The sequence below is a fragment of the Acinetobacter sp. YH12112 genome (assembly GCF_013418945.1).
Classification (GTDB): domain Bacteria; phylum Pseudomonadota; class Gammaproteobacteria; order Pseudomonadales; family Moraxellaceae; genus Acinetobacter; species Acinetobacter indicus.
On sequence record NZ_VPBA01000007.1, the window covers coordinates 53,045 to 75,558 of the forward strand.

Sequence of the window (22,514 nt, forward strand, 5' to 3'; positions counted from 1 at the left end):
AATTTGTTATCGTATCTTTAAACGCGTTCAATAATCAAAGCGATGCCTTGACCGACACCAATACACATTGAGCACAGGCCATATTTGCCGCCAGTGGCTTCCAGCTGGTTCAGGGCCGTGGTGACCAGACGCGCACCTGATGCACCGAGTGGATGACCCAGTGAAATGGCGCCACCATTCGGGTTCACTTTCGCGGCACCATCTTCCAGACCAAGGTCACGGGTACACGCCAGTGCTTGAGCAGCAAAAGCTTCGTTTAGCTCAATCACATCCATCTGCTCTAACGTCAGACCGGTTTGGGCCAACAGTTTTTTTATGGCTGGCGCTGGACCAAAGCCCATAATGCGTGGTTCTACACCGACTACTGTTGCACCAATAATTTTGGCACGTGGTTTTAAACCGTATTCCGCTACCGCTTCATCAGAGGCAATTAATAATGCTGCTGCACCATCGTTAATACCTGAGGCATTACCGGCAGTCACAGTACCATCGGCTTTGACCACAGGTTTGAGTTTCGCCAGACCTTCTAACGTGGTTGATGCACGTGGATGCTCATCGGTATCGACCACAACTGGTTCGCCTTTACGCTGTGGAATGACCACAGGTACGATTTCATTTTTAAAGAAACCTTTGGCTTGGGCAGCAGCAGTACGTTGCTGGCTTTCAAACGCAAACTTGTCCTGATCTTCACGGTTAATGTTGAACTGTTCTGCCACGTTTTCAGCAGTTTGAGGCATGGTTTCAACACCATACATTTCTTTCAGTTTCGGGTTAATGAAGCGCCAGCCCATGGTGGTGTCTTCAATTTTCTGGCTACGGCCATAGGCAGATTCAGATTTACCCATCACAAATGGTGCACGTGACATGCTTTCTACACCACCCGCCACAATCAGATGTGCTTCACCGGCTTTAATGGTACGCGCCGCCATGGCAACCGCATCCAGTGATGAACCACATAAACGGTTTAAAGTTGTTGCAGGCACCTGATGCGGTACGCCAGCTAATAGCGCAGACATACGACCCACGTTACGGTTGTCTTCGCCGGCCTGGTTGGCACAGCCGTAGATCACGTCATCTACTTTTTCCCAGTTAACACTTGGGTTACGCTCCATCAGCGCCTGAATGGGAATGGCACCCAGGTCATCTGTACGTACAGGAGCAAGTCCACCTGCGTAGCGACCGAATGGGGTGCGAATAGCATCAATGATATATGCGTTTTTCATTTTTTCTGTTTCCTAAATTCTTTTTTAATCCCCCTAAATCCCCCTTTAAAAAAGGGGGACTTTTCCTCCCTTGCTTGCGCTGAGTTTTTAAAGCCGTGCTTTAAAACTCGCTCAGGGAGGTTGGGAGGGATTACTTAACCCTGTGTCGCATCAATCAGCTTCGCACCGGTCAGGGATTGCAGCTCTTCAAATGACAGACCGTCAACTTTCTCAATCACTTTCAGGCCTTCAGCAGTCACATCAATCACGCACAGGTCGGTATAAATACGATCTACACATTTCAGGCCAGTTGCTGGATAGCTCAGCTCCGCTACAATTTTTGGCTCGCCTTTTTTGGTGACGTGATCCGTGGTGATAAAGACTTTCTTGGCACCAACTGCAAGGTCCATTGCACCACCCACCGCAGGAATTGCATCTGGGGCACCAGTATGCCAGTTGGCCAGGTCACCATTTTCTGCAATCTGGAAGGCACCCAATACAGCGATGTCCAAGTGACCGCCACGCATCATCGCGAAAGAATCCCCATGATGGAAGAAACAGCCACCGGTCAGCATAGTTACATATTCTTTACCGGCATTGATCAGTTCCGGATCTTCTTCACCTGGCGCAGGTTTTGGACCAAAGGCCAATAAACCGTTTTCAGAATGCAGGAATACATCTTTATCTGCAGGCAGGTAGTTTGAAATTTTGGTTGGCAGGCCAATCCCGAGGTTGACATAGGCACCATCTGGAATGTCTTGGGCAACGCGTTCAGCAATCTGGTCACGTGTTAATTTGGTATAGCTCATCGTGTTCTCCTTCACGTATTTATGCTGATTGTTCAGGCTGTTTGGCAGCAACTGACACCACATGCTGTACAAAAATACCCGGAGTGATGATGTGCTCAGGATCAAGCTCACCCAGTTCAACCACTTCTGCGACCTGTGCAATGGTAACATCTGCCGCCATGGCCATAATCGGGCCAAAGTTACGTGCAGATTTACGGTACACCAGGTTGCCCCAACGGTCGCCTTTGTAGGCTTTAATTAAAGCGAAATCGGCTTTAATCGGGTTTTCCAGAACGAAGTCTTTGCCTTCGTAATTTAAAGTCGGTTTACCTTCAGCCAGTAAAGTACCAAAACCAGTTGGGGTGTAGATTGGGCCTAAACCCATACCTGCAGCCTGAATACGGCAAGCCAGGTTACCTTGCGGCACCAGTTCCAGCTCGATTTTACCGGCACGGTACAGTTCATCAAAAATATAAGAGTCAGACTGACGAGGGAACGAGCAGATGATTTTACGTACAGCGCCTGCTTTGAGTAATTTGGCCAAACCGTAGTCGCCATTACCGGCATTGTTATTGACGATGACCAAATCCTTGATGCCCAGTTCAATCAGGCCATCAATCAGTTCAGCAGGCTGACCTGCTGTACCGAAACCACCAATCATGATGGTTGAACCATCTTTAATTTGAGAGAGCACATCTTTTAAAGATGCTGAGCTTTTATCAATCATAGTTGTTTCCTAGTCAAACAAACTTCATTGACCCGTGCTTTTGCTTGGGCTTGAAGGTGAGGTCAGTGCTGATAAACCGGTTCTGCTTAAAATGACATGAGCCAGAATACCCAGACAAATTCCCCAAAAAACTGAGCTGAGACCTAAAAACTGCATACCCGATGCAGTTGCCAGGAAGGTAATAAGTGCTGCGTCACGCTGGTTTTCCTGATGCATGGCGGCATTTAAATTGATGCCAATGGCTCCTAGAAGTGCCAGACCGGCCAATGCTGCCACCAATTCTTTCGGGAGCAGGCTAAACAGCATCACAATGCTGCCGGCAAATAAACCGCCTAAAATGTAGAACAGGCCGTTGGCAATCCCGGCGATATAGCGCTTTTCTTTCAGTTCATGCGCGTCTTTGCCCATGCACAGCGCGGCGGTAATTGAGGCCAGGACAATAGTGATCCCGCCAACACACGCCACCGCCAGCGAAGCGATACTGGTGGTGGTAATAATGGGTTTAGCCGGCGTGTCGTAGCCACTGAGCTTTAAAATGGCCATCCCCGGTAGAAACTGACCAGACAGGCTGACTAAAATCAGCGGTAAGGCCAGGTTAAGGGTCGAGTTCCAGGTCCATTCCGGCGCAATAAACTGCGGCACTGCCAGGCTAAAACTCATTTCGACCGGATTCATGGTGCCGAGCAACAGGCTCAGGCCAATTCCGGTCAATAGTACATACAGCATGGCATAGCGCGGACTAAAACGTTTGGCCAGTAAGAACACCAGCAACATGCCAAATACAATAAACGGCATGTTGTTACTGGCGGTAAACAGACCAAAGCCAAACTGGCACAAAATGCCGGCCATCATGCCTGCTGCAACTGCTTGCGGAATTAAGGCCAGCAATTTGTCGAAATAACCGGTAATCCCAATAATGAAAATCACCACGGCTGAGGTGATGTAGGCTGCAACGGCTTCGTTCAGGGAAATATCAGGAAAGAGGGTGACCAGCAAGGCCGTTCCGGGTGCCGACCAGGCGGTGACCACCGGAACTTTGAATTTAATTGAAAGGAAGATACCGGCAACGGCTGCGCCAATAGAAATGCCCCAAATCCATGAAATCATCATGGCATTGGACACTTGAGCCTGTTGGGCTGCCTGGAAGAAGATGATTAAAGGACCGGCATAGGAAATCAGTACAGCTAAAAATCCTGCAACTGTGGCTGATAAGGACCAGTCTTTTCTTAAGGTATCTAACAGGTGACTCATTGTTTGCCTCCGTGCAAGTCTGGCAATGATCCTGTACAAAAAAAGATGATCAGGTTAACCCTGATCACCACCGCCGACAGGAACAACTGTGCCTGTCACATATGACGCATCGTCAGATGCCAGGAATAAAATGGCATTGACTTGTTCTTGAATGGTGCCGTAACGGCCAAGGAAGGTACGATCAATGGTCTGATCAACCACTTCCTGCATCCATGCCTGTTCTTGTTCAGACAATGGGGCAGTGTTACGTGGCACTTTACGTGGTGGTGCTTCAGTTCCACCAGTTGCCACGGCATTAACACGAATACCATCTTTCGCATGTGCAAAAGCCAGCGATTTGGTCAGGGCATTGACGCCGCCTTTAGAGGCAGAGTAAGGAATACGGTTAATACCACAGGTGGCAATAGATGAAACGTTTACAATGGTGCCTTTCTGATTTTTCAGCATTTCCGGCAATACTGCGCGGCAGCACCACATGGTTGGGAACAGTGAACGGTTCACTTCCTTGATAATTTCTTCTTCAGAAAATTCCTGGAAAGGTTTCATCCAGATGGCACCGCCGACGTTGTTGATTAAGATATCAACGCGGCCGTAAGTGTCGATGGCTTTGGCAACCACTGACTGCGCGCCAGCATAGGTTTCCAGGTCAGCATTAATGGTGACCGCATCACCACCGGCGGCCTGAATCTCTGCCAGCACTTCTGCGACATATTCAGAACGGTCGGCCATGACCACCTGGGCGCCTTCGGCTGCCACTTGCAGGGCAACCCCGCGACCGATGCCTTGGGCAGCACCAGTCACAATCACCACTTTATTTAAAAATCTTTGACGATCAGACATTGCGGGATTACTCGATTTTAGTTAGCAGAGAATTTTTCGAACAGGAAGTTGGCCGGTTTTACACCTTCACCATCTAACCAGCCGCGTACCGCTTCAACCATTGGCACTGGACCACACAGGTACACATCAACATCGCCGCCATTGAGCCATTCGTTGTCAATATGACCAGTCACATAGCCTTTACGCTCATGTGCAGATTCCGGATTCGCTACAACAGTGCGGTATTCGAACCATGGGAATTTGGCTTGCAGTTCGTTCAGTTTTTCCAGCGCAACCAGGTCAAAGTCATTGGTTACACCAAATACCAGACGCACTGGCTGATCTGAACCTTTTTCTTCCAGTACTTGCAGCATTGACATGAACGGAGCAATACCTGTACCACCCGCAAGCATCAGTACCGGGCGCACCACGTTACGTAAGTAGAAGCTACCAAATGGACCGGTAAAGGTCATTTTGTCGCCAGCTTTGGCATTTTTGCTTAAGAATTCACTCATTTTGCCGTTTGGTACGTTACGTACTACGAAACCGGTTAAACGGTTGCCCGGTTTAGAGCTGAATGAATAAGAACGGGTTTCAGCTGTTCCTGGAATACCGACATTGACATATTGACCGGCCAGGAAGTGGATATCAGGCTGACCTTCGTCAAGCTGGATATCAAAGGTAATGGTTGAGTCAGACAGGTTCTCAACGCGAGATAAAGTACCTTCGAACGCGTGAATTTCAGTTTTACATACATCTGAAGATGCCTGAATCTGGAACACCGCATCTGAAGTCGGGCGGCATTGGCAGGCAAGGATATAACCTTCTTCTGCTTCTTCAGGTGTTAATGCATCTTCAATATAGGTTTCTTCAGGCATGTCATACGTACCTGATTCACAAAACGCTCGACAGGTACCACATGCACCGTCACGGCAATCCAGAGGGATATTGATCTTTTGACGGTAAGCTGCATCGGATAGAGTTTCACCTTGTGCAACTGTAATGAAACGAGTAACACCGTCTTCAAATTGAAGTGCAACATTGTGGTTTGACATGGCTGGAATCCTATAAAAATCTTTGAAACATTTTCAACCTTCAGCCAAGTTTCCGTTTGGCTGAAGGCCACATCAGTAAGCTAAAACAGCAGGGCTTACAGATGGTAAATATCAATTACTTGGTTGATGTAGTCGTTCTTCAGAACCACATACTTGTTCACGATTTTTGGTTCTTCGCCAGAGAAATCGATCACATAACGTGACATGCCGAAGTAGCTGTAGTTGGTTTTGTAACGGAAACTTAAAGTGTTCCAGTTAAAACGCACTGTGACTAAATCACCGTTTTGCTCAACCACTTCAATATTGCTGATGTTGTGGCTGGTACGGGTATCCGGCATGGTGGCAGAAGAGCGTTCAGTTTTAATACGGAACACACGGTCTTCAAGGCCTTGACGGTCCGGGTAGTAGATCAGTGAAATTTCAGACTGTGGATCTTCAGTCAGTTTGTCATCGTCATCCCAGGCTGGCATCCAGAATTCTGCATTTGGCGCATAGCACTGTAACCAGTCGTCCCATTGCTCATCGTCTAAAAAACGTGCTTCACGGTAGAGGAATTGAGCAATATTTTCTAAAGTAATCGCGCTCATGCGTTTTCTCCTTCAGTTGCAGCAAGCTCTTTCTCGTCAGCAATCGCTTTTTTCATAAGTTTGAGCCAGAATTCGTGTTGAGCAAGGTATAAACCTTCATCTTCAGTTTTAATGCCTGAAAGTTTTGGTTTTAAACCAATTTCGTTAGCCGCATCATCCGGACCTTGGATCCAGTGTTTGGCACCACGACTCATGTCGTTCCATTCCAGGGCAATACCGGCATAACCCGCTTGACATGCACGGAACTCTTCCAAGTCATCTGGAGTTGCCATACCTGAAGCGTTGAAGAAGTCTTCATACTGACGGATACGACGTGCACGTGCATCAGCGTCTTCACCGACAGGAGCGATACAGTAAATGGTCACTTCAGTTTTGGTTGGAGACAATGGACGAAGTACACGAATCTGTGAACCGAACTGGTCCATGAAGTAGACGTTTGGATAGATACACAGGTTACGAGAACGCTCGATCATCCATTTCGCCATTGGCGCACCGAATTTCTCGGTATATTCATCTTTTTTGGCAAAGTTTGGACGGTCTTCCGGGTTGGCCCATTGTGTCCAAAGCAGCATGTGACCATTTTCGAATCCGTATGAACCGCCGCCTTGTTTACCCCAAGCACCCGCGCTCATGGCACGAATGTTGTCGCCACCTTGCTTTTCTTTACGTTGTTGAGTGGTTGCAGCATAGTTCCAGTGTACTGCAGACACGTGGTAACCATCGGCACCGTTTTCAGCAGTCAGCTTCCAGTTACCTTCATAGGTATAGGTTGATGAGCCGCGTAATACTTCCAGACCCTGGTCAGACTGACCCACGATCATGTCAATAATTTTGGTGGCTTCGCCAAGATATTCTTCTAGTGGTGGAACATCCGGGTTTAAGCTACCGAACAAGAAACCTTTGTAGTTTTCAAAACGGGCAACTTTTTTCAGGTCGTGTGAACCGTCTTGGTTGAAGCAGTCTGAATAACCTGCATCTGCCGGATCTTTTACTTTTAAAAGTTTGCCTGAGTTGTTAAATGTCCAGCCGTGGAAAGGGCAGGTATAAGTCGCTTTGTTACCGCGTTTGTAACGGCAAAGCTGCGCACCACGGTGTGAACAGGCATTGATCATGGCATTCAGTTCACCGTTACGGTTACGTGCAATGATGATCGGCTGGCGGCCCATGTGAGTGGTGTAATAATCGTTGTTATTTGGAATTTGGCTTTCATGTGCCAAGTACACCCAGTTTCCCTCGAAAATATATTTCATTTCAAGGTCAAAAATGGCCTGGTCTGTAAATACTGAACGATGTAGCTTAAATTCACCTGTTTCATAGTTTTCAACAAGTAATTCGTCAATACGATCTAAATGGCTGGTGTTAATTACTGGAATACGAGGCATGTCCGTTCTCCGACTTTCCAAATTTGGGTAAGTCACCGAAATGTCTGGGAGTAGACATTTCGGTTCCCTGTATGATTAAGCGCTTGCGCGGCGGCGTTCAACTTCAGTAGAAGGAGCACCTTCTTTATCTTTCTGAAGAACTACATCAAAACGGATGTATTTGAACGGACCTTTCAAGCCACGACGCGCGATTTCAGCTTCATCAGTCACATCTTCAGCAACGGCTACCAGACCTTCACGTGTACCGAATGCGAAGTCGTCCCATAAGTATTTGTCACCCTCAATGTTGAATTGAGTTGTCAATTTACGGTGACCCGGTGCAGAGATGAAGTAGTGCACGTGTGCAGGACGTTGACCGTGACGCGCGATCTGGTTCAATACGCCTTGTAAAGGACCTTCTGGGTTCAGGCCATAACCTACAGGCATGGTAGTTTGTGCAACGTAGTTACCTTGGTCGTCTGCTAAAATGCTGCGACGCAGGTTGAAGTGTGATTGCGACTTGTCAAAGAAAGAGTAGTTACCATGGCTGTTGGCGTGCCACATTTCTACCTTCGCGCCTGGCAGGATGTTGCCATCAGTGTCAGTCACTTGACCTTCAATGATTAATGTTGCGATTTGACCTTCTTCAGAACCGTCGTCCATACGTGCAAAACCTACTGATTCAGGTGCGCCTGCAACATATAAAGGACCTTCAATTGTACGTGGCGTACCGCCAGTCAGGCCTGCTTTGGCATCTGCTTCGTCAGCACGAAGATCAAGGAAGTGTTCCAGACCAACTGCAGAACCCATTAATGCAAATTCATCTGCTTTGGCGATGTCAATAATGGTTTCAATACCTTTCCATACTTCAGACTGGCTTAAATCCAGGTCTTCAATCGCTTGGAAAAGATCAGTTACAAGACGTACCACAACCTGTTGAACGCGTGGATTTACCGGACCCTCTGCAGTGTCGACGTTACAAGCCTTAACTACGTTTTCAATTGTTTGACGATCCATACAATTACTCCTTGAATGTATGTATATAGTTGTCGTGGCTGCCTGAATGCTTGTTTGGCTGGCTGATCTGGCTGGCCACAATCCTTGTTTATTTACCCTTTGGATTTCTAAAGTCGCTACCCCGATAGCGGCTTTAAATTCTTAAAATACCGATATGAACTGTGAATCAGGTGTCATCATCACGGACAGAAGATGGGTGGCGGTTAAGCGCCATCACTTCAATATTCATGTATGGATACAACGGCAGACCTTGCAGCAGGTTGTGCAGTTCTTCGTTGCTCTCAACATCAAAAATACTGATGTTTGAATACTGGCCTGTAATGCGCCAGATATGACGCCATTTACCTTGGCGCTGTAATTCCTGCGAATATGCCTTTTCAACGGCTTTAATTTCATTAGCGCGTTCAGCTGGCATATCGAGTGGAATATTGACATCCATGCGTACGTGGAAAAGCATGTCTAGCTCCTTTATTGACGACGTAAGCGGTCAAGCTTGTCTTCATCCAGTTCAATACCTAAACCGGCAGTGGTTGGTAACACCAATTCAAAGTTTTGATATTGCAATGGTGTTTTTAAAATTTCTTCCGTCAGTAGCAATGGACCAAACAGTTCGGTGCCGTAAGCCAGGCTTTCAAAAGTCGAGAACACATGCGCTGAAGCAATGGTTCCTACCGGGCCTTCCAGCATGGTGCCGCCGTATAGGTCGATATTGGCCAGCTTGGCAATTTTGCCAACCTCACATCCTTCAATCAGGCCGCCGGACTGCGCCACTTTAACTGCAAAAACTGATGCGCCATTGTTACGGGCAATCTGGTAAGCGCTGTTTGGACCCATTAACGATTCGTCTGCCATAATGGCAATATCGAAACGGCGGGTGAGGCGACGCATCGCATCGAGGTTTTCAATGCCGCATGGCTGTTCAATCAGGTCAACACCGCCATCTTGCAGCAGCTGAATACCTTTAATGGCTTCAAGCTCTGACCAGGCACGGTTAACGTCAACACGAATAGAAACGTCTTTGCCTAATGCTTTTTTGATTGCCAGCACGTGTTCAACATCTTCTTCAACCGGACGAGAACCGATTTTCAGCTTGAACACATTGTGACGTTTGATTTCAATCATCTTCTGCGCTTCAGCGATGTCTTTTTCAGTATTGCCTGAAGCCAATACCCAAAGCACAGGAACGCTGTCACGTAAACGGCCACCAAGAATTTCACTCAGTGGTAAACCGAGGCGCTGTGCCTGAATGTCCAGTAAAGCAGTCTGGATGGCACATTTGGCAAAACGGTTGCCGTTAATATTCTTTTTCAGGGCGCGCATGGTTTGTGCAAAGTTCAAACCAGCCAATGTTTTTAGTAAAGGTGCGAAGTAAGTATCAATATTGGTTTTTACGCTTTCTGGGCTTTCTTCACCGTAGCCTAATCCACCAATTGTGGTTGCTTCGCCCCAGCCCACAAAACCATCGTCTGTGGAGATCTTTACCAATACCAGGGTTTGCGTCTGCATTGTCGCCACCGCCATTTTGTGTGGACGAATGGTCGGAATCTCGACAAGCATGGTTTCAATGGATTTATACATCACTTTACTCTTCGCAATCTTGCGTTGTGTATCTGATGTGATATACCTTAAAAGAATAGAAACGCACTGTCGAAGATCATTTTGGCATTTTATTATATTCTAAAGGTATGGAAAGGGTATGGAACTTAGACATCTCAGATACTTTGTTGCTGTGGTAGAAGAACAGAGTTTTACCAAAGCAGCTGAAAAACTGTTTATTGCGCAACCACCTTTAAGCCGTCAGATCCAAAATCTGGAAAGTGAGCTTGGAATTCAGCTATTTGAGCGCGGTAGCCGCCCATTACAGACCACTCCGGCAGGCCAATTTTTCTATCAGCATGCCGTAAAACTTTTGTCTAATGCGGAAGAGATCAAAACCATGACCAAGCGGGTGGGAATGGTCGAGAAAACCGTGACCATTGGTTTTGTGGGCTCTTTACTTTATGGTTTACTCCCCAGAATAGTCTATTTATTCCGCCAACAACATCCTAATTTAAAGATAGAACTGGTTGAAATGACTACCACCAACCAGATTCAGGCCTTAAAGGAAGGTCGTATAGATGTCGGATTTGGTCGTTTACGCATTTCCGATCCGGCCATTCGACGTATTTTATTACGTGAAGAACCGCTCATGGTGGCAGTGCATGACAGTCATATATTTGCAACAAAGCGGCAGGGTATATACCTTTCAGATATTGTCGAAGAAAATATTTTTCTCTATCCAAACCATCCCAAACCGAATTTTTCGACCCAGGTGCGCGGCCTGTTTTCCGAATACAGTCTGGAGCCACGCAGTTTAAAAGAAGTGCGTGAAATTCAGCTGGCTTTGGGGCTGGTGGCTGCTGGTGAAGGCATGTGCATAGTCCCGGAAAGCGCGCGTACCATACAGTTGCCGCATTTGAACTATATTCCTTTACTCGATGATGCTGCTAAAAGCCCGATTTTCCTGGCGATTCGCAGTATGGATGAAAGCGAAGATATCCGCTCGCTGTTTGACAGTATTTATCAGGTCTATGATCTGGAAGCGATTAAATATGATCGTACTGTAATTTAAGGGCGTTGAAGTTTAGCTCTTTCCATCCTTTATATAGATAAAGTTGCAACAGGTCTGAACGGCGCGCTTTTGTTCAGACCTTTTTTTATGTTTCACAGCTTAAAAATAAACTTTAATTTATATTTCTTATATGAAGATAGATTGTTTAAAACATAAACAATTGTTTATAAAACTAATTTTTCCGCCTAACTTTTTAGGTATGAATATATATGCAATCGGTTTTGGACAAAAATAACGCATTGGGTCATTGTTTACAAAAATTTGGACGGTTTCACAAGCAGGAGGCTTATCGTGAATACAACAGATTCAGTAAACATCAATACGGTGGTTGATAACGCGAAATTTACGCCATTTCACTGGGGCGTACTTTTATGGTGTTTATTAATTATTATCTTCGACGGCTATGACCTGGTTATTTACGGGGTGGCTTTACCACTATTGATGCAGGAATGGTCACTTGGTGCGGTAGAGGCAGGGCTATTGGCCAGTACCGCGCTGTTCGGGATGATGTTCGGTGCCATGAGTTTCGGAACGCTCTCCGATAAACTGGGCCGGAAAAAGACCATTATGATCTGTGTGGCCATTTTCAGTGGCTTTACCTTCCTCGGTGCTTTTGCCAGTAACCCGATTGAGTTTGGTATTTTACGTTTCCTTGCCGGTTTAGGTATTGGCGGCGTGATGCCAAACGTGGTGGCACTGATGACCGAATACGCACCAAAACGGATTCGGAGTACTCTGGTTGCCGTGATGTTCAGTGGCTATGCCATTGGCGGGATGACCTCTGCCTTGTTAGGTGCATGGCTGGTGGCAGATTATGGCTGGAAAATCATGTTCTACCTAGCCGGTACACCATTATTGCTGTTACCGCTGCTGTGGAAATTCTTGCCAGAATCCCTGATGTTCCTCACCAAAAAAGGTGAAACAGAACAGGTCCGCACCTTTGTACAGAAAATTGCTCCAGAACAGAATATTGCGCCAAATACCCAGTTTGTGCTGAATGAAGTGATGGCCGGTGATGAAGCCCCATTACGTGCACTGTTCCAGCAAGGTCGTACCTTCAGTACCTTAATGTTCTGGGTTGCGTTCTTCATGTGTCTGTTAATGGTCTATGCATTGGGCAGCTGGTTACCAAAACTGATGATTCAGGCCGGTTATTCACTCGGTGCAAGTATGCTGTTCCTGTTCGCGCTGAATATTGGCGGTATGGTCGGTGCAATTGGTGGCGGTGCCTTGTCAGATCGTTTCCATCTGAAACCGGTATTGACCATTATGTTCACCGTGGGGGCAATTGCGCTAATCCTGCTTGGCTTTAACAGTCCACAGCCAGTGCTGTATACCTTAATTGCCATTGCCGGTGCAGCCACCATTGGATCACAAATTTTACTATATACTTTCGTCGCACAGTTTTACCCGACTACAGTACGTTCAACCGGTATGGGTTGGGCCTCTGGAATTGGCCGGATCGGCGCGATTGTCGGGCCTGTGCTGACTGGTGCACTGCTGACTTTAAACCTGCCACACCAGATGAATTTCATGATGATTGCCATCCCTGGTCTAATTGCAGCCGTAGCGATCTTTATGGTAAATCTGAAAGTCTCGGTAGATGGTGCCAAAGCCAAGCAGGAAAGCTTCGCCAACAGCAATGTCAAAGCAGTCAAAAGCTCTGCACATTAATCTCTGAGCAAACCGCTAGCTTGAGTTCTTCAGGCTAGCCAAACTTTAAAACAATGAAACTTTGTCAGGAACGACAAAAACGGATAGTCACAGGATAAGTGTGCCCATGAAAACAATGATGATCAAACCTTTAGTAATTGCTGTCGGTTTAACAATGAGTGTAATGGCCAATGCGCAAAGCAGCCAGGAAGTTGAGCAGCTTCGTCAGGAAGTGCAACAACTGAAAGCACTTGTTCATCAATATGCTCAACAAAATCAAACGGTTCAAGCGAATTTAAACCAACTTGCCAATACTGCGGTACAACCACCTGTTGCACAAAAAGCCAGCACTGAAAAGCGCGGCTTGGGTATGACGCTGGGTAATGCTGAATTTAACCTGTATGGAAACGTCCGTATGGATGGTTCTTATCAGATTGAAGGTGGCGCCAAAGACATGCCTTACAACCAGATTAATGGGGTCGCACTGGAAGGTAATGCAGAAAATAGCGACCGTTTCAGATCAACGCTGGCGGCAACCCGCTTAGGTTTAGACTTTAAAACCCAGGTGGGTGCAGAAGATGTCAAAGGTAAGCTGGAAGTCGACTTCCTAGGCGGTAATTTAGACAGCCTGCGTATTCGCCATGCGTATTTAACTTATGCTGACTGGTTAATTGGTCAAACCTGGTCTAACTTTGCGGTACCGGATTATATGCCGGAAACAGTCGATGCTTTGGCCTATGCCGGTGGCGCAGTTAAACGTACCCCGCAAGTGCGTTATACCGCGAAATTCAGCCCGCAAACCAATCTAGTGGTGGCTGCTGAAGACCCAAAAGATAACAGCATCACCCAGCGTTTACCGGCTTTAACTGCGCGCTTAAATCATCAGTTCGCCGATAACATGAGCGTGAGCGCACGTGCCATGGGCCATGAAAAACGCATCAATTCTGATGAAGAAATGGCGTGGGGCGTTGGCTTGGGCGCTAAATATGATGTGACCCCAAGCACGACTTTAAAAGCGGACTACTACCATGTGAAGGGTGATAGCAGCTTTGTGTCTTTTGCCAATACCGGCACCATCCAGGGTGCAAACGGTCTGGAGCAAAGCGAGTTTGATTCGATTACGGTCGGTCTGACCCAGAAGTTTAATGAAAAACTGCGCGGCACAGTGGGTTATGGCTATATGAGCTTTGATAATGATCAGAACTATAAAAATGCCTTGATTGCTTCAACACCGGCAACAGAGACACAGTCTAATGCAACTAGAGCCAACAAAGACTTATGGCAGGCATGGGCCAACGTGTTTTATAGTCCGATCAAGCCGGTTAGCTTAGGTCTGGAATATGTCTATGGTGAACGTACAGCTTTAGAAGCAGCAACGAATGGCAGTAATAAAGGTGAAGATAACCGTATTAATATGGTGGCCATCTATAACTTCTAATTACACGCTATAGATTAAAAAAGCCAGAAGGACACTTCTGGCTTTTTTGGTTTTAGACTTTTTTTGGACTTAAGTCTAATGTGGGGGGGAAATTACAGCAAAAATATCAGGCATTTTCACCGAGTCTGACAAAAGCATACGACATTTTCATGAAAAATCCTGCGCCTGCACAAAAGCAAATCAGAACAATAAAACTTCTCCCATCGAAGTCGGGACCGAAAAAGTGCAGAATCTTGTCAGACAAAACCAGCTAAAACATAAGGAAAAGACAAGTTTTGTCCTGCATTCACATGGAATCGAGATTATGAATCTATATAGTGGGCATGAACATTAAAAAAAGAACATCCGTTCACTGAAAAAATCATGAGGCCGCTATGAGCACTTCTGTAGAGTATAAACCCGAGTGGATTCGAGAAGATTTTATTGATTTTATTGCAGAAAAAATAAATCCAGTCTGGGCATTGAAAAAAGTCAAAGCCTGCGTTGTTGAAATTCAGGCATTAAGTCCAGACTTTTATAAAATTCATTTACGTCCCAACCAGAATTTTCAGGCACAGCGTTTTCAGGCCGGACAAAGTATTCTGATCACGCTGGCGATGAATGGGGTCCGCCAGCAGCGCAGCTATTCCATTGTCACTTTGCTCGATAACGGCGATGTGATTCTGGCCATCAAACGGCAAGGCAAAATGTCCAATGCCTTGACCCGGTTACCGGCAGGGGCTGTGGTGGAGCTGTCCCAGCCGCAGGGCAATTTTGTGCTGCCGGCACAAGTTCCATCTTTATGTTTTATTGCATCGGGCAGTGGGATTACCGCCATTTATTCCTTATTACAAAAAGCCGTGGTCAGCTCGACCCAGCCGATAGACCTGCTGTATTTCACCCGGGATGATGCCTTCCATGCCGAAATTAAAACCCTGGCGCTGATGTATCCGCATTTTAAATATCATCATTTTAATACTGTAGAACAGCGTCAGCATCTGTCTTTGAGCTTACTGCAAAACACGGTCGAGCAACTGGGTGAGCGACATATTTATGCCTGTGGTTCAGCCTCGATGATGCAGGCCGCCCAGCAGATTTGTCAGCAGCTGGATTTAAGCGAGCAGTTTCATTCCGAGTATTTTCAAATGACCGCAGATGCAACTCTGGAGGCGCAGCCGGTGCAATTCTTGCGCTCGCAGCAGGATTTTCAGGCCAACAGCAATTTGCTGGACAGTGCCGAAGCCGCCGGGTTAAGACCGGCCCATGGCTGTCGCATGGGAATCTGCAATACCTGTTCCTGTACCAAAGTCAGCGGCAGCGTGCGTAATCTGCTGACCGGTGAAATTGACCATAACCATAATACCCAAATCAAACTTTGCGTGACGCAGGCAATCAGTCCTGTCGTGATTAACTTATAATCTGGAGGGAACATCACATGAATATGCCTGCCGCGTTACATCCGAACAGCAAGTCAAAATATTTAACCGAGGCTCAGATTCAGGAATTTGGTGCCAAAGTGGAAGCCATCCGCCGTGAAGTCATGGACGATCTGGGGGAAAAAGATGCCCAGTATATTTATAAAATCCGTAATTTTGTCCGCTATAGTGAAATTGCCTCACGTGGGATGCTGATGTTTGGCGGCTGGATTCCGCCAGTATGGTTATTGGGGACTGGTTTACTCGTATTATCCAAAATTGTTGAAAATATGGAGCTGGGTCATAACGTCATGCATGGCCAGTTTGACTGGATGAATGATCCGACCCTGAACGGTGCCAGTTATGACTGGGACACCATTGCCACCGGAGACGACTGGAAATATACCCATAACTATATTCATCACACCTATACCAATATTGTCGACAAAGACCACGATGTCGGCTATGGCTTGCTACGGGTTAGCGAAGCACAAAAATGGGAACCGCGTTTTTTGATGAATATTCCGCTGGCCATTCAGCTGATGGTATTTTTTGAATGGTATGTGGGGCTGCAACGTCTGCATTTAGAAGATGTACTGGTTTATAAAACCAAAACCTGGAAACAGGTCTGGGATGAAGCGGCCGGTTTAAGAAAGAAAATGCGCCGTCAGGTGGTCAAAGATTATGTCTTTTTCCCGCTGCTTGCCGGGCCAAATGCCATTCCGGTTTTTGCCGGCAATGCTGTCGCCAATGTGATTCGCAGCCTGTGGGCATCCGCGGTGATCTTTAACGGCCATTTCACTGAAGATGCGGAAAATTTTGAAGCCGACAACACCGAAAATGAAAGCCGGGCTGAATGGTATATCCGCCAGATTCGCGGTTCGAGTAATTTTAGTGGCACCCAGTGGCTGCATATTTTAAGTGGAAATTTAAGCCATCAGATTGAACACCATTTATTTCCGGATATGCCGGCCAACCGTTATGCCGAAGTGGCACCAAAAATCAAGGCGCTGTGTGCAGAATATGGCATTCATTATAATGAGGCCAATTTTATCCAGCAGTTTTCCAGTGTCTGGGTGCGTCTGGCCAAGTGTTCGGTGCCAAATCACTGGCAGGACAAAATCGGGCAGGGCGGTCACCTGATTCGTACCTGTCTGGCCCAGCTGAAAGCCAAATTCCAGTAACAGCAGACTTTAGCCAGCTTTTATAAGACTAGAAGATAAGATGTCTTTTGGTCTTTTTTATTTTGCACAACTGCTGCATTTTTTACTCAAGACTCAAACTTGAGTGCAACAGCGCTACAGGAGGATGAGCTATTTTTACAGAAAAAATGCCCGGACTTGCCGATTATGTAACTGAATTATCTTTATAAATTTCTGATATCTCTGCGCTTTATTTTTGAGCAGCCGGCAAGTTAACGTGGTTTAACAAAACTGAACTATGGTGATTTTGGCGGATCTCCTAAGCTGGTTTGAGTGAAAAATAATGGAAAATAACAAGATGTCAGTTGTCTCTCAGAACAGTTATCGCTCCTTAAAACTCGAACGACAAAAAAGCTATCGGGAGCTGTTTCATTTCTTTCTGGATGAAAGCACACCAGCACCAGAAAAAGAAAAACTCTCGGCCCAGCTTTTACAGCGCGAGCTTCACCAGATAGATTCTCCATCTATTCCTTTACCCGATGAGCCAGTCCAGATCAAAGACTGGCTTTTTCAGCAGAATATGCAGAATTGTGAACGCTATCAACAGTATTTAAGCCGGCGTCAGGCCGGTGGTCAGCGTGAATACTTTCAGCATGTAGCAGCAGCCTATGACTTTCTGGTGAAAGTCGCGCCAGTAAAATATGTCGATGGTTCCTGGCTGTATAGCACCTTAAAACATTGGCCTGATCCGAATTTTCAGCATCTGATCATGATTTATCTGGAAGAGCTGGGCCTCGGTTCAGCCAAAGCCAATCACGTGTCGATGTATCAGCAATTGCTCAGCAGTCTGAATCTGCAAGATCTGGTCGAAGGACTGGAAGATGAATACTATTATCAGCCCGTGGTACAACTGGCGCTGGCCTATGCGCCGCAGCAATATCTGCCGGAAGTGATTGGTTTTAATTTAGGCTATGAACAGTTGCCGTTGCATTTGCTGATCAGTAATTATGAACTGGCTGAGCTGGGGCTGGATCATCAGTATTTTAATGTGCACATTACCATTGATAACCTGGACAATGGTCACGCGCATCGTTCAGTCGCCGCACTGGAATATGGCTATAGTCAGGCCGCCAATAAAACAGAGTTTATTGACAAACTGAAACGCGGCTATGCTCTGAATGATGTTGGCCTAGGCTCGACTGAAATTATTAAAAACAGTGATTTAACCCCGCTGATTGAAAAGATTTTCAAGAAAAAAGCCGTGGTCGGCAAGCTGATTCATAATAACCGCTGCCGCTTTGCTCAAGCATCGGTGAATGAATGGCTCAGCAATGACCAGAAAGTGGTCGAGTTCCTTCAGGTATTACAGGATAAACAGTGGATTAAACGCGGCCAGCATCCGAGTGAAAGCCGCTTCTGGCAGCTGATTCACAATGAAGAAGGCAAAATGTTCGGTGTATTTTCAGTCGCTGAACAGCAGATTATTTATGACTGGATTGCTCAAGCCTATACCGAACGCCGTGCGCCGTTTAAGGCAGTAACCCCGGTGCAGCAGGTCGATGATTATATTGTCGATTATTTCAATTCAAGCGAACAGCAGGCCTTGCAGCAGCAATTAAAACTGGCGCGTAGCGCGGAAGAAAAAATCAATCTGCTATTGCCTTACTTGGCGCCGCATCAGCATCATAATCCCACTGGTTTATGGGCCACGCGTCAACTGACCCAGTTTTTATTCCCGCAAGCACTGCAGCAGATTCAATAAAATTTGATGACTACTTGTCATCACCTAACAAAATGCCAATCCTAAGGATTGGCATTTTTATAGAAGTTTAAAAGGGTTCCAGCAGAACAGAAGGGCATTTAGTGGGATTTCTTTTTACCGCCGCCATCCTGTTTATTGACGGTAGACCAGCCAATGCGTTCTGCTTCTTCTTCGGAATGGCCTCGCTCTTTTTCCGATTCAATAATATGGCGGGCCTGACGTTTCTGCTTGTCGGTATAGGCCGACTTATCACCTCTAGACATCAGTTTCACTCCTGTATAGATCTGCATGTTTCAATAAAACTCAAAATGTTATCTACATTACTTGTGTGCCTTTAAATGCCGTTAACCATTGACAATAGTACCGCCATTAACATGAATCACCTGACCGGAAATATAGCTGGCTTCATCGGAGGCTAAAAACAGATAAGCCGGCGCAACTTCACTTGGCTGACCCATGCGGCCCATGGGGGTATCTTCACCAAAACCTTTTAGCTGTTCTTCATCAAAACTGCTTGGAATTAACGGCGTCCAGATTGGGCCGGGTGCGACACCATTCACCCGAATCCCGGTTTTATTTTTTAGCAGGTTGGTCGACAGGCTACGGGTAAAAGCGGTAATTGCCCCTTTGGTGCTGGCATAATCAATCAGCTCATTATGGCCCTGATAGCTGGTGATACTGGTGGTATTGATAATACTGTCACCGGCCTGCATTTGAGGAATCAGCAGCTGGGTCACATAAAACAGCGGGTAGAGGTTGGTTTCAAAGGTTTTATGCAGCTGTTCGGGATTAATATCTTCAATGGTTTTTTGTGGATATTGCACAGCAGCATTATTGACCAGAATATTAATATGCGGAAACTGCTGCAAAGCCAGATCGACCATCTGCTGCACTGCCGCATGTTGGCGCAGGTCACACTGAATCAGCAGACATTGACGACCTTCCTGCTCAACCAGTCGCTTGGTGTCTTGCGCATCCTGATCTTCTTCTAAATAGGGAATAATAATATTGGCACCTTCGCGGGCAAACAGCACTGCCACGGAGCGGCCGATGCCGCTATCACCGCCGGTAATTAAGGCCACCTTGTCTTTGAGTTTTTGACTGCCCTGATAATTGCTTTTAATAATTTCAGGTTCGGGCGTCATTTTATATTGCACACCGGGCTGATGCTCCTGTTTCTCTTGCGGAGATGGGCTGTCAGGATAATGATTCATGGAGTTCTCCAAATTTTAGGGTCGATTTATTGTTTTGCTCAATCAGATGAAATCGTTAGCGATAAAAAAGCACGAGTCTGGGCAGATCGTGCTTTTTAGAAGTTATACCGCTTCCCACTGACGGGTGACTTCTTCAGAATTCTTGTTCAGGATAATCTGGTTGCCACGAATTTCTTCCACCCAAGAGATCGGAATGTAATGTGCATCCCATCGCCAGAATCCTGCTTGGTCAGTTTGATTTTATCGCTGCCTTCCAGATGATCGACCGTACCGACATGGGTGCCGCATGAGGCAATAACTTCGCTATGTTTCTGAATGTTATTTAAATTAATATCAGCCATTTTTATTACTCCAATTCAGATGAAATAAATATCTCTATTTAATTTAAACGCCTCAAAGAGATAAAAATAGCTTTATTTAAAATCGAAACAACTCCGCCATAGAGTATAACAATTCACTACATGCAGATATATATTACACATTATGAAATATCTAAATGATTGAGGCTAAATTTAAATAATTAAAGCTATTGTTATATTGAAATAGATGAGTTGAGATAATCAAAAATCATATATTTATAAATCTCATTTTATTATTTTTTAAATAAAAATTATAAACTACAGAAGATCTCTAGCTACTTATTGGTTTAAACGCTTAATCCTGAAACAGCTAGCTGGTTGAGCGGTCGGAATAATCAAAACTGAAAGGGCAGGGCTGTGTATCTGTATGTAAGCCAATTTTCAGGCAATCACTAAAACTCATTAAACTGATTGAATAAAACAATCAACCTATTAAGCATTTGTTTTTAAATGATTATATAAAAATATTGCAGCTGGAATTTTTCAAAAAAACGAGAAAAATGAAGTACTTTTTGTCATTACAAAATTGTTTGTAAAATAGACAAAAAAGGGCTGTACAGTGCTGTGAATTGTGTATAATTTCGCCAACAAAAGCCCCTGCAAGTTTATAGATTTTTCTATAAGTGTGCAGGGGTTTTTCTATGGACAATTTTTTGGAATGGGATGCCCTGTTTTTAGAAGGTGGCACATACATGTTGTTTTCCAAAACCACAGTCGTCGATGCATCTGCCCAGCTCAATGCACAAGGTCTGGCAACCAAACTCAGCTTTTTTGGTCTGGGTTTAAGTACGGCATCTTGGGCACCGCTCATTCCATTTGCACAACAACGTCTTTCTTTAAACCATGCAGACCTTGGCCTGTTGCTACTCTGTATGGGGATTGGATCGATGCTGGCCATGCCTGCGGCTGGTCTGTTAATCCAGCGTATTGGCTGCCGTATTTTAATCGGGATTGCGCTGGTTGCAGCGATGATCATTTTGCCGTTACTGACGGTATTTGGTACTGCCTTAAGCATGGCAATTGTGCTGTTTATCTTTGGGACCGCGGTGGGTGCATTTGGTGTGGCCATTAATTTACAGGCGGTGATTGTTGAAAAGAACAGCCTGAAAAATATGATGTCCAGCTTCCATGGTATGTGCAGTCTGGGCGGTTTACTTGGTGTGCTGACTGTGACTGTGCTGCTGTCATTGGGTGTTTCACCGCTAATGAGTGCTTTAATCATGAGCGCGGTGCTGGCCTTTATTGCCATTCTGGCCGTTCCCAACAGCCTGTCTGAAATTGAGAAAAAATCAGACACAGCCACAGAAGACACCGCACCACCAGCGAAGCAGAAATTTCGTCCAAGTCCGATGATCCTGTTAATTGGTCTGGTCTGTTTTATTGCCTTTTTATCGGAAGGCTCGGCAATGGACTGGAGCGGGATTTATCTGGTCAGCAACTTTGGGATGGACGCTTCTTTTGCCGGTCTGGCCTATACCTTCTTTGCCATTACCATGACCATCGGCCGTTTTTCTGGACGTCGCTTACTAAGAATGTGGGGCGAGAAAAACATCATCACCTATAGCGCGCTGTGTGCGGCCTTGGGTCTAGGCATTATTGTGATGGCGCCGCACTGGGCGGTGGTCCTGCTGGGTTATGCCTTACTCGGTTTTGGCTGTTCCAATATTGTGCCAGTGATGTTCTCCCGTGTCGGACGTCAGAATATTATGCCTAAAGCAGCTGCTTTATCGCTGGTATCGACCATTGCCTATAGCGGTTCATTAAGTGGCCCGGCGCTGGTCGGTTTCCTAAGTGAAGCCATTGGCCTGAGCACCGTCTTTGCGCTGGTGGCTTTATTGCTGCTGTCGATTGCTGTTTTAAATCGCTTTACCCAGGTCGACTAAATCGGACATTCAGCTACTTATCTGTGTCTTCCTTTTCGCCAGTCAGCGCTCACTGACTGGCTTTTTTTATATTTAAGCCGCAATTCATAAGACAATGAAAGTGAAATCACGGGACTAAAGAATATATTTAAAAATTATGGACTCTATTTAAATATTTTTTATTATTAAGAAAATAAACCACCTCATCTTAACGCGTCTATTATTTCATTTTGTAAATAAAAACGGCTGAAATATAAAGATGGTAAAAAATT

The 22,514-nt window shown here is 45.8% G+C and carries 20 protein-coding genes and 1 pseudogene; 7 read left to right on the top strand and 14 right to left on the bottom strand.

Features of this window, described 5'->3' with window-relative positions; translation table 11 throughout:
• Positions 1 to 17: 17 nt before the first annotated feature.
• The 11 genes from pcaF to FTU50_RS04145 form a co-directional block, all read right to left on the bottom strand.
• Positions 18 to 1,223 (bottom strand): 3-oxoadipyl-CoA thiolase, encoded by a 1,206-nt coding sequence (pcaF, locus tag FTU50_RS04095; RefSeq protein WP_163145792.1) that lies wholly within the window; start codon positions 1,221 to 1,223, stop codon positions 18 to 20.
• 134 nt (positions 1,224 to 1,357) lie between these two features.
• A complete protein-coding gene (locus FTU50_RS04100; RefSeq protein WP_180045777.1) occupies positions 1,358 to 2,011 on the bottom strand; it encodes a 3-oxoacid CoA-transferase subunit B in 654 nt (217 codons plus the stop codon).
• A gap of 19 nt (positions 2,012 to 2,030) precedes the next feature.
• Positions 2,031 to 2,717, bottom strand: a complete 687-nt coding sequence (locus FTU50_RS04105; protein ID WP_005178086.1) for a 3-oxoacid CoA-transferase subunit A — start codon at positions 2,715 to 2,717, stop codon at positions 2,031 to 2,033.
• A 24-nt stretch (positions 2,718 to 2,741) separates the two neighbouring features.
• Entirely contained in the window at positions 2,742 to 3,968 is a 1,227-nt protein-coding gene (benE, locus tag FTU50_RS04110) for a benzoate/H(+) symporter BenE (RefSeq protein ID WP_005178085.1), read from the bottom strand.
• Positions 3,969 to 4,022: 54 nt separating this feature from the next.
• Entirely contained in the window at positions 4,023 to 4,808 is a 786-nt protein-coding gene (benD, locus tag FTU50_RS04115) for a benzoate diol dehydrogenase BenD (RefSeq protein ID WP_005178084.1), read from the bottom strand.
• Between the two features lie 17 nt (positions 4,809 to 4,825).
• Positions 4,826 to 5,842 (bottom strand): benzoate 1,2-dioxygenase electron transfer component BenC, encoded by a 1,017-nt coding sequence (benC, locus tag FTU50_RS04120; RefSeq protein WP_005178083.1) that lies wholly within the window; start codon positions 5,840 to 5,842, stop codon positions 4,826 to 4,828.
• A gap of 95 nt (positions 5,843 to 5,937) precedes the next feature.
• The gene (gene benB / locus FTU50_RS04125) at positions 5,938 to 6,429 is read right to left on the bottom strand and encodes a benzoate 1,2-dioxygenase small subunit (RefSeq protein WP_005178081.1); all 492 of its coding nucleotides are present in this window, start codon (positions 6,427 to 6,429) and stop codon (positions 5,938 to 5,940) included.
• Positions 6,426 to 7,811, bottom strand: a complete 1,386-nt coding sequence (gene benA / locus FTU50_RS04130) for a benzoate 1,2-dioxygenase large subunit (RefSeq protein ID WP_005178080.1) — start codon at positions 7,809 to 7,811, stop codon at positions 6,426 to 6,428. The genes benB and benA overlap by 4 nt, the downstream gene beginning before the upstream one ends.
• A 75-nt stretch (positions 7,812 to 7,886) precedes the next feature.
• Positions 7,887 to 8,807, bottom strand: coding sequence for a catechol 1,2-dioxygenase (catA, locus tag FTU50_RS04135; protein WP_005178079.1), 921 nt, complete (start codon positions 8,805 to 8,807; stop codon positions 7,887 to 7,889).
• A gap of 166 nt (positions 8,808 to 8,973) precedes the next feature.
• The gene (gene catC / locus FTU50_RS04140; RefSeq protein WP_005178078.1) at positions 8,974 to 9,264 is read right to left on the bottom strand and encodes a muconolactone Delta-isomerase; all 291 of its coding nucleotides are present in this window, start codon (positions 9,262 to 9,264) and stop codon (positions 8,974 to 8,976) included.
• An 11-nt stretch (positions 9,265 to 9,275) separates the two neighbouring features.
• Positions 9,276 to 10,385 (bottom strand): muconate/chloromuconate family cycloisomerase, encoded by a 1,110-nt coding sequence (locus tag FTU50_RS04145; protein ID WP_016658119.1) that lies wholly within the window; start codon positions 10,383 to 10,385, stop codon positions 9,276 to 9,278.
• 118 nt (positions 10,386 to 10,503) lie between these two features.
• Between FTU50_RS04145 and FTU50_RS04150 the strand changes: the two genes are divergently transcribed.
• The 6 genes from FTU50_RS04150 to FTU50_RS04175 all read left to right on the top strand — a co-directional run bounded on the left by FTU50_RS04150 (position 10,504) and on the right by FTU50_RS04175 (position 18,807).
• Positions 10,504 to 11,418: a LysR family transcriptional regulator gene (locus FTU50_RS04150; RefSeq protein ID WP_104473128.1), complete on the top strand. Its 915-nt coding sequence runs from the start codon at positions 10,504 to 10,506 to the stop codon at positions 11,416 to 11,418.
• A gap of 291 nt (positions 11,419 to 11,709) precedes the next feature.
• Positions 11,710 to 13,092 carry an aromatic acid/H+ symport family MFS transporter gene (locus FTU50_RS04155; protein WP_005178072.1) on the top strand — a complete coding sequence of 461 codons (1,383 nt, stop codon included), beginning with the start codon at positions 11,710 to 11,712 and terminating at the stop codon, positions 13,090 to 13,092.
• 106 nt (positions 13,093 to 13,198) lie between these two features.
• A complete protein-coding gene (locus FTU50_RS04160; protein ID WP_104505451.1) occupies positions 13,199 to 14,509 on the top strand; it encodes a DcaP family trimeric outer membrane transporter in 1,311 nt (436 codons plus the stop codon).
• 374 nt (positions 14,510 to 14,883) lie between these two features.
• The gene (locus FTU50_RS04165; protein WP_180054437.1) at positions 14,884 to 15,906 is read left to right on the top strand and encodes a ferredoxin reductase; all 1,023 of its coding nucleotides are present in this window, start codon (positions 14,884 to 14,886) and stop codon (positions 15,904 to 15,906) included.
• A gap of 17 nt (positions 15,907 to 15,923) precedes the next feature.
• On the top strand, positions 15,924 to 17,087 hold the full coding sequence (locus FTU50_RS04170; protein ID WP_373685465.1) for a fatty acid desaturase: 1,164 nt from the start codon (positions 15,924 to 15,926) through the stop codon (positions 17,085 to 17,087).
• 316 nt (positions 17,088 to 17,403) lie between these two features.
• Positions 17,404 to 18,807, top strand: coding sequence for an iron-containing redox enzyme family protein (locus FTU50_RS04175; protein WP_257222789.1), 1,404 nt, complete (start codon positions 17,404 to 17,406; stop codon positions 18,805 to 18,807).
• Positions 18,808 to 18,905: 98 nt separating this feature from the next.
• On the opposite strand, the gene FTU50_RS04180 is transcribed toward FTU50_RS04175, so the two are convergent.
• The 3 genes and pseudogenes from FTU50_RS04180 to FTU50_RS04190 all read right to left on the bottom strand — a co-directional run bounded on the left by FTU50_RS04180 (position 18,906) and on the right by FTU50_RS04190 (position 20,362).
• The gene (locus FTU50_RS04180) at positions 18,906 to 19,070 is read right to left on the bottom strand and encodes a hypothetical protein (protein WP_016658124.1); all 165 of its coding nucleotides are present in this window, start codon (positions 19,068 to 19,070) and stop codon (positions 18,906 to 18,908) included.
• Positions 19,071 to 19,151: 81 nt separating this feature from the next.
• Positions 19,152 to 20,033, bottom strand: a complete 882-nt coding sequence (locus FTU50_RS04185; protein ID WP_228127888.1) for an SDR family oxidoreductase — start codon at positions 20,031 to 20,033, stop codon at positions 19,152 to 19,154.
• A gap of 90 nt (positions 20,034 to 20,123) precedes the next feature.
• Positions 20,124 to 20,362 (bottom strand): annotated as a pseudogene (locus tag FTU50_RS04190) (DUF2171 domain-containing protein).
• 659 nt (positions 20,363 to 21,021) lie between these two features.
• On the opposite strand from FTU50_RS04190, the gene FTU50_RS04195 reads away from it, so the two are divergent.
• A complete protein-coding gene (locus FTU50_RS04195) occupies positions 21,022 to 22,263 on the top strand; it encodes an MFS transporter (RefSeq protein ID WP_180054441.1) in 1,242 nt (413 codons plus the stop codon).
• The last annotated feature ends 251 nt before the right edge of the window (positions 22,264 to 22,514 follow it).